The organism is Nocardia sp. NPDC046763 (genome assembly GCF_040645495.1).
In the GTDB taxonomy this organism is placed as follows: Bacteria; Actinomycetota; Actinomycetes; order Mycobacteriales; family Mycobacteriaceae; genus Nocardia.
Window position 1 is genome coordinate 1 of record NZ_JBEYYI010000069.1, and the last position, 7,076, is coordinate 7,076.

Annotated in this window: 9 protein-coding genes and 1 riboswitch; of the genes, 5 read left to right on the plus strand and 4 right to left on the minus strand. The window is 68.8% G+C overall.

Features of this window, described 5'->3' with window-relative positions; all coding sequences use genetic code 11:
* The coding region (locus ABZ909_RS43120; RefSeq protein ID WP_357012207.1) for a divalent metal cation transporter at window positions 1-371 on the minus strand (371 nt) is incomplete at its 3' end.
* Between the two features lie 342 nt (window positions 372-713).
* Window positions 714-893, minus strand: a riboswitch (M-box (ykoK) riboswitch).
* A 253-nt stretch (window positions 894-1,146) separates the two neighbouring features.
* Between ABZ909_RS43120 and ABZ909_RS43125 the strand changes: the two genes are divergently transcribed.
* Complete coding sequence (locus ABZ909_RS43125) at window positions 1,147-1,572, plus strand: DUF6636 domain-containing protein (protein WP_357012189.1); 426 nt, start codon at window positions 1,147-1,149, stop codon at window positions 1,570-1,572.
* Between the two features lie 118 nt (window positions 1,573-1,690).
* On the opposite strand, the gene ABZ909_RS43130 is transcribed toward ABZ909_RS43125, so the two are convergent.
* Window positions 1,691-1,990, minus strand: coding sequence for a hypothetical protein (locus ABZ909_RS43130; RefSeq protein ID WP_357012191.1), 300 nt, complete (start codon window positions 1,988-1,990; stop codon window positions 1,691-1,693).
* Between the two features lie 116 nt (window positions 1,991-2,106).
* On the opposite strand from ABZ909_RS43130, the gene ABZ909_RS43135 reads away from it, so the two are divergent.
* Entirely contained in the window at window positions 2,107-2,355 is a 249-nt protein-coding gene (locus ABZ909_RS43135; protein WP_357012194.1) for a hypothetical protein, read from the plus strand.
* 68 nt (window positions 2,356-2,423) lie between these two features.
* On the opposite strand, the gene ABZ909_RS43140 is transcribed toward ABZ909_RS43135, so the two are convergent.
* Window positions 2,424-2,777 carry a hypothetical protein gene (locus ABZ909_RS43140; RefSeq protein WP_357012196.1) on the minus strand — a complete coding sequence of 118 codons (354 nt, stop codon included), beginning with the start codon at window positions 2,775-2,777 and terminating at the stop codon, window positions 2,424-2,426.
* 131 nt (window positions 2,778-2,908) lie between these two features.
* The gene (locus ABZ909_RS43145; RefSeq protein ID WP_357012199.1) at window positions 2,909-4,330 is read right to left on the minus strand and encodes an amidase; all 1,422 of its coding nucleotides are present in this window, start codon (window positions 4,328-4,330) and stop codon (window positions 2,909-2,911) included.
* 82 nt (window positions 4,331-4,412) lie between these two features.
* Here ABZ909_RS43145 and ABZ909_RS43150 point away from each other — a divergent pair, with 82 nt between their 5' ends.
* From ABZ909_RS43150 to ABZ909_RS43160, 3 genes are all read left to right on the plus strand, one after another.
* Window positions 4,413-5,051, plus strand: coding sequence for a TetR family transcriptional regulator (locus ABZ909_RS43150; protein ID WP_357012201.1), 639 nt, complete (start codon window positions 4,413-4,415; stop codon window positions 5,049-5,051).
* Window positions 5,052-5,054: 3 nt separating this feature from the next.
* Window positions 5,055-6,107, plus strand: coding sequence for an AraC family transcriptional regulator (locus tag ABZ909_RS43155; RefSeq protein ID WP_357012203.1), 1,053 nt, complete (start codon window positions 5,055-5,057; stop codon window positions 6,105-6,107).
* A 412-nt stretch (window positions 6,108-6,519) separates the two neighbouring features.
* The coding region (locus ABZ909_RS43160; RefSeq protein WP_357012205.1) for a hypothetical protein at window positions 6,520-7,076 on the plus strand (557 nt) is incomplete at its 3' end.

The following is a 7,076-nucleotide window of genomic DNA, read 5'->3' on the forward strand; positions in this document are numbered from 1 at the left end:
CCGAGGCGGACCACCATTTCCTGGTTCACGTAGAGCACCGGGATGAGCAGCACCAGGGTCCAGACCAGCGCCATGCCGTAGTTCTGCCCGGCCTGTGCGTAGGTGGCCACCCCGCCGGCGTCGTTGTCGCCGACCATGACGATCAGGCCGGGGCCGATCACGGCCAGCAGCATCTTGAACTTCTGCCAGCGGGTGCGGCCCTCGAGGGTGTCGTGCCGGCCGATGGAGCCGAGCGCGCCGACGATGTCGCCGACGTGCGCGGAGTCCATGACCGCGCCGGTGGGTTGGGCGTCGGCGACGGGCCGGCCGGCTGCGGCCGGCCCGGCGACGGTGGAGGTGCGGCGGCTGGAGCCGTTCGCGAAGAAGGCCATGGCCTGTCCCTCGCTTTCGATCATCAGGTGTGCGGGCGTGCGGATTACGCCCGGCCGCCGAGCGAGTTCGGGCACGGATCGACCGGCCCGGTGCACGCGCGGGCTACCGACCGGCGGTGGAACGCCGGGAACGCCTGTGCGGGAAAACGGGTCAGCCGGTGACCGGAATGCGGCAAGCCGGGGACGTCAGGGGAGTGAAATCCGTACTCGGATACGGACTATCGCCGGAACTCATTGTTCGTCCCTCACCTCCTTGCCGCCGGGACGTACGTGGACGTCGCTACATCGGGTGTCGCATCGCGCACAGCAAGAGGGATCCGGGCCCCGCGCGACGGCGTGGACCCCGCACCCCTCTCGTCAGAGCTTCGGCACTGCACGACGTATCCGGGGGCTCGCGGCCCGGGGAAGCCACTTCGGATCACCCCTTAATCCGGGGTGATCTGTCCTAACCCTGGGCGTCTCTCGACGTCGTCGGATCAGTGGCCTGTGTTCGTACAGGAGCCTCGCCTAGCGAGGTGCTGACTGGGCAATGGTGAGCCCGGTCGGTCCGCTTGTCAAATCCGGGCCGGTCGGTTCCTCGTAATCCCTTGTGCCCCAACCCTGTCCGACCGCGAACCGGCCGGGCTCGTCGATGATGTGTCCGATCTGCGAGGAAGTGGGGTGTGAACACGTGGCTCGGGCCACTCTGCAGCAAACACTCGTGGCCACTCGGTCCGTTATCGCATCCGGCGGTGTCGACGATCAACCGGTAAACCTGCCGAACCGGGGAGCCGATATGCAGTTTCCGATCCGTGTCCTGACCGGGGCCGCCGCCCTGATCGCCGTGTCCACGCTGGGCCCGGCGATCGCCCAGGCGACGCCGCCCGACTTCGTCCAGTTCCGTACGCCGTCGGGCAATATCGGCTGCACGGTCTCCGCGACCACTGCGGCCTGCGAGATATCCCAGCACGACTACGCCACCCCGCCCCGCCCGGAGAACTGCCACCTCCAGTACGGTGACCGCCTGGTCCTGGAGAACACCGGCGTCGTCGACTTCCACTGCCACGGCGACCGTCTGGTCGAATCCACCGCGGCGGTCCTCGACTACGGCACGAACGTCACCGTCGGCGGCCTCACCTGCCTGAGCACCACCGACTACGTCGAATGCGCCGGGGCGGGCCACAGCTTCCGCCTCTCCCGCCAGGCCTACACCATCGACTGACGGGCCCTACGGCTTTCGATAGTCCGTGAGCATGGCTGATTCGGCGCGGCTGGGCGTGGCCGCGCGGACCGGGGGCGGGTCCGCCGGTGGTGCGGGGCCTGCCAGATGCGGTCACGTGTCAGCGGCAGGTCCGTGAAGCGGATGCCGGTGGCGTCGCGGCGCATTGACCAGGATCGACCGCCACCTGGAACAGTTGGGCATCGACGGCGACCGAGCGGGGTGTACCGCCCCAATGACCGTCCGCGGCAAGGGATTCCCCGGGCTCGGCCGACAGCGCGTACAGCGCCCGCAGGGAGACGCGGCGATTGCCGCAGCGCACCGCGTCCGCGGCGAGCTCGCAGTCCTCGGCGGGCGCCCCGAGATGCGTTGCGGCGGTGGCACACAACGTGGCGGCGAGAGCCCTGTACCTGCACGTCAATACGGTCCACTACCGGACCGAACGGATCGAACGCCTGACCGGGCGCGACCTGTCCCGCCTCGACGATCGCATCGGCCCGCGGGCCGTCCTGATGCCGGCCGGTGCATCATCGATCGGTGTCCGAACTCAACAAGCACAATGTTGTCTACTTCGAAAGCCCCACCATGCGAGGGCTCTACGCCGCCCTCGACGAATGGCAGCGGGGCAACAATCATCGTTTCCTGTCGCTCGGCATTCAGCAGGATGGCGGGCTCTTCTGCTGCATTGCCCTGATCAATCCCGCCGAGGTGGTCATCACGAGCGCCGACGGCCACAATCACGCCGCCGTCAATCGATTCGGCCTGCTTTCCGTCACCTCCGACTAGCCGATCGTTTTCGGTTCAATAGTTCAGTGGTCCAGTAGTTCAGTACCGGGTCGTGGCCGGGTGACCGGTCACGACTGGATTCCACGCCGCGCCTGCCACGAACTGACCTGCCGCGGACGCCATGCCCCGCGGACCAGAGGGTTGTGCCCGTGCCGCCCGGCACGCTGCTCCCTCTTGAATTCGCGGAAGTATTCGAAGCGGATCATCAGCAAACCCGAGACGATGAGCGCCGTTGTCACGATCGCGCCCAGTATCGCCCAGCCGTGATAACCGGACGCAGCGGCTGTGAGCGTCATGCCGAGGCACGCGATGCCGAGTAGGCACAGCACCAGAGCTGGGCCTTCGCCCGGATCCTCGATGGCGTCACCGGGATGCGGATGCCAGTGTTCTCCGTTCGGTTTGACCGCCGTCACCCTGACCATGTCCCTACCTCCCTCGAACCGAGAAGACTCCTTACCTGTAGTCCAGAATGCACCCGGTGTTGAGGCTACGTGCGAGTAATGTCCTGAAATTTCGAAGAGAATCCCCGATTCTCGGGGCGGCATTTCGGGAATCATCCCAGCAATTGTCCCTCCGTCGGGACGTGGATACGCGGGAAGGGCTGTTCGGATTCGAGGAGATACGCCAGTTCGATAAGGGTTCGCTCGTCGCCGTGCGCACCGGAGAGTTGCACGCCGACCGGCAGTCCCGTGCTGGTTCGGCCCATGGGCAGCGATATGGCGGGGGTTCCGGCGACATTGTTCAGCGGTGTATAGCCCACGTAACCGGTGAGCCGCTCGATCAATTCGGGGAACGGAACTGTCGGCGAGACGAATCCGAGTTCCGGCGTGGTGTGCGAGAGCACCGGTGAAACGACCACTTCGTGCCGCGTGAACATCCGGGCGTAGGCGGCCGGCACCCGGCGTAGTCGCCGCAGCGCGCCCGGGGTGCGGTGGAACATGCGCCGGTGATGGTCCCGCAGGCCGCGGGTGAGGCCGTCGGCCTTGGCGGCATCGAAGGACCGGTCCAGGATGATCTTCCCGGTACTGACCGCGAGATCGGCGAGCAGCGCCCAGTACTGCACGAAGTCGGCGGCGAACTGCGCGGTGACCGGCAGGGTGATCGGTTCCACGACATGACCGGCCCGTTCCAGCAGGCTCGCGGTGTGCTCGACCGCCGCCCGGGTGGGCACGTCGACCTCGGCGCCGGTCACACTGTGCATGATCAGCCCCACCCGCAGCCGGCGCTGGGCCGGGCCGTCCACCGCCCCGACCGGTGCGAGTCTCGGATTGCGCCACACATCCTCGGCGGCGGCCACGAACGCCGCGGTATCGCGGACCGTGCGTGTGACCACGCCCTCGGAAATCATGTGCAGGGGAAGGTGTTTCACCTGTTCACCGTCCACGTGACGGCCGCGGCTCGGCTTGAGCCCGACCAGTCCGCCGCACGCGGCCGGAATGCGGATGGATCCGCCGCCATCGTTCGCGTGTGCGATCGGGACGACCCCGGCGGCGACGAGCGCGGCCGACCCGCCGGACGACGCGCCGATCGAATGGCCCAGGCTCCACGGGTTCCGCGCGGCCGGCTCGGTCATGTACTCGGTGGAAGCGTTGAAGCCGAACTCCGGCAGCCGCGACTTGCCGATCAGAGTCAGGCCGGTGCCGAGGAACTGGCGGGTGTAGGCCCCGTCCTTCGCGGCGGGCCGGGCCCGGAAGGCTTCGCTGCCATGGTTCGTCGGCAGGCCCGCGACATCGGTGTTGTCCTTCACGAACGTCGGGACCCCGTACAGCGCACCGCCGGGCCCGGTGGCGTAGCGCGGAGAGTCGTAGAGCGGGCAGGCGACCGCGTGCAGCTCGGGGTCGACGTCCCGGGCGCGGTCGATGGCGGCGGCGGCGAGCTCCCGTGGGCTCACCTCACCGGCGCGGACCAGGTCGGCGAGGGCAACCGCGTCGTGTTCACCCAGGGCATCGTCGCGAAAGGCGTGGAGGGGCATCATGCCGAGAAAGACTAGAAGAACTTACAGACTTTGCCCAGGGTAAATCTGTAAGAAATTACAGAGAGCGACTAGGCTGGGCGGCGTGACCGAACGCCGCCATCGCCCGAGTGCCCTGGCTCGGCGAGCAGCCCTGCTCAAAGCCGCAGTCGAGGTGGCGGCCGAGGTCGGCGTGGCCGGGGTGACCCATCGCGCGGTCACCGAGAAGGCCGGGCTGCCGCTGACCACCGTCGGCTATTTCTTCGACTCGATCGACGCGCTGACCGAGGAAGCGCTGCGCGTCTACACCGAAGAGGATGCCGACACTCAGATCGCGATCGCGGAGTCGCTCGCCGAGGCGCACGGTTCACCCGACGAAATCGCGGCCGCCTTCACGGCCGCCGCCGCCCCGCGCACACCGGAAACCCTCGCGCTGTTCGAGGCCTACCTGCACGCGGCGCGTCGTCCGGAATCCCGTGACGCGGTCACCCGCGCGCTGACCGCCGCGCGCCGGGCCGCCGCCGCGGGCGCGCGGGCGGCCGGGGCCCCGGACCCGGATGCCATGGCGCCCGCCTTCACGGCGCTGGCGCACGGGCTCGCGCTGCACGAAATGGCCTCGCCGGGTGCGCTGTCGCCCGACACCGTGCACGCGGCCTTCCGCGCGATGTTCCTCGGATTCCTGCTCGACAGCGGGCATATCGAGCTGGCCCTGCAACTCGAGCGGCAACCGGCACCGCAGGAGTAGGCCGTGACCGACCCCGCCGTGCGGCACCGGGACCGTGTGAACGCACGACTCGACCTGCCGATCATTCCGCCCGCCGTGCTGATCGGGGTCGCCGAGATCGGGCGGCGTGACGGCTGCGACATCGAATCATGGTTCGCGGGAACAGGTTTGGATCCGGACCGCCTGGTCGCGGTCGACTCGGTGAAGGTGTCGTTCCAGGAAACCGTGACCGTCCTTCACCGCGCGGTGGAGGCGCTGCCGGGCCAACCGCTCGGCATGCGGGTGGGCATGCGCGACAGCCTGCTGTCGATGGGAATGCTGGGGGTTGCCATGCGTTCGTGCGCCACCGTCGGCGAGGCACTGTCGGTCGGGATGGATCTGCATCAGGCATCGGGCACCCTGATGGATATGGACGTCGAGCGCTCCGGCCAGCAGATCGCGCTGCGGCTGCACGAGCGCCGGCCCGAACCCCGGCTGCTCGCCTTCCTGTGCGAGGAAGTGCTGTGCAGCGTGCTGATTCTGATGCGCTCGGTGCTCGGCCCGGGCTGGTCGCCGGCCCGAGTGGAACTCGGCTACCCGCCTCCGCCGTACGCCGCCGAGTACCGCCGCTTCCTGTGCTGCCCGGTGGATTTCTCCGCCGGAGCCAACCGCGCGGTCATTCCGGTTGCCGCACTGGAGCTTCCGCTGCCCACCCACAGCGCGCCGACCCGGACCGTCGCCATCGAGGCCTGCCGGCGGCTTTTGGATCTCGGCCGTCCGGCCCCGGACATCGTGGTGGCCGTCGAGGCGGTGCTCGAGCGCGACCTCCGCCATCCGCCGACCATGGCCGAGGTCGCCGCCCACCTGCATGTCACCGAGCGCACCCTGCGCCGCCAACTCGCCGCCGCCGGTGCGAGTTTCAGCGCGGTCCGGGACCGGGTCCGGGAGCGGCGCGCGATCTTCCTGCTCCGCCGATCCGGTCTGTCCATCGGCGCGGTCGCCCGTGAGGTCGGCTACAGCGATATCCGGGAATTCCGCCGCGCGTACGTCCGCTGGACGGGGCATTCGCCGAGTTCCGCACGGCGAGAAGCGGAGTGAGCCCGGCGCCGCGCCGGGCACTCGAGCCGGCGCTGCCGGACATCGCGGGCGGACCCGACCGTCTCGAACGTGCCCGGGGTGAGGGTCTGCCGCCCCAGCCGCTTGCGCAGGACGCCCGGACAGCGGTGATACGCGCGGGCGTCGACGTAGGCGCGATGGCGTGCGGTGGGCAGGAAGGTGATGCCGCCGTTGAGCTTCGGATGATCGGTGGCGATCACTCGGCCGAACGCCGCCGCGCGGGCCGCGAATCCAGGAGGGCCGATCCGGCCAGAAGGGTGGTGAAACCGGACAACCGGTGACCGGATCGACGCACTCGACCACCCACTGGTCGCGACGCCGTTAGCCTGCCCGCATGGTCATCTCCTCCTGTGGGCGTGGCAGGCGAAGCCGTCCCATGCAATTCAAGGTCGCAGTGGCTGTGATTGCCCTGATCGGTGTGCAAGGCTCCGCGGCCACGGCGTCTGCCGATGCACCGGCCGATCCGCCGGCCGACGCGGCGTCCCTGTTGGCGGCCGCGCAGGGCGGGCGGCTGCTCGGAGTTCCGCCGCTGTCGTCGCTGGCCGCAGGCGCGGCGGCCGAGCTGTCGAGCCCGGAGTACTGGTGGAACTATGTGCACGAGGCGGTGGACGACAACACGATCCTGTTCCCGGTGCCGGCCGATGTCGTCAAACCGGATGTCGTGCTGCCGCACGCGCATATCGCTGCCGGGACCGCTGTCTCGGCGCTGCCCGCCGAACCGATCGACCTGCGCGGGGTCACGTATCAGTGGGCCGGACGGACCAAGACGGTCGGTGACTTCCTGAACGACACCGAAACGGACGCAATCGAATTCGTGCATCAAGGGACGCTCGTCGCCGGCTACTTCGCCAATGGCTGGTCACCCGAGGACGCGCACCAGGCGTGGTCGATGACCAAATCGTTCGTGTCGACCGTGGTCGGCATTGCGATCGATCAGCGACGGATCCACTC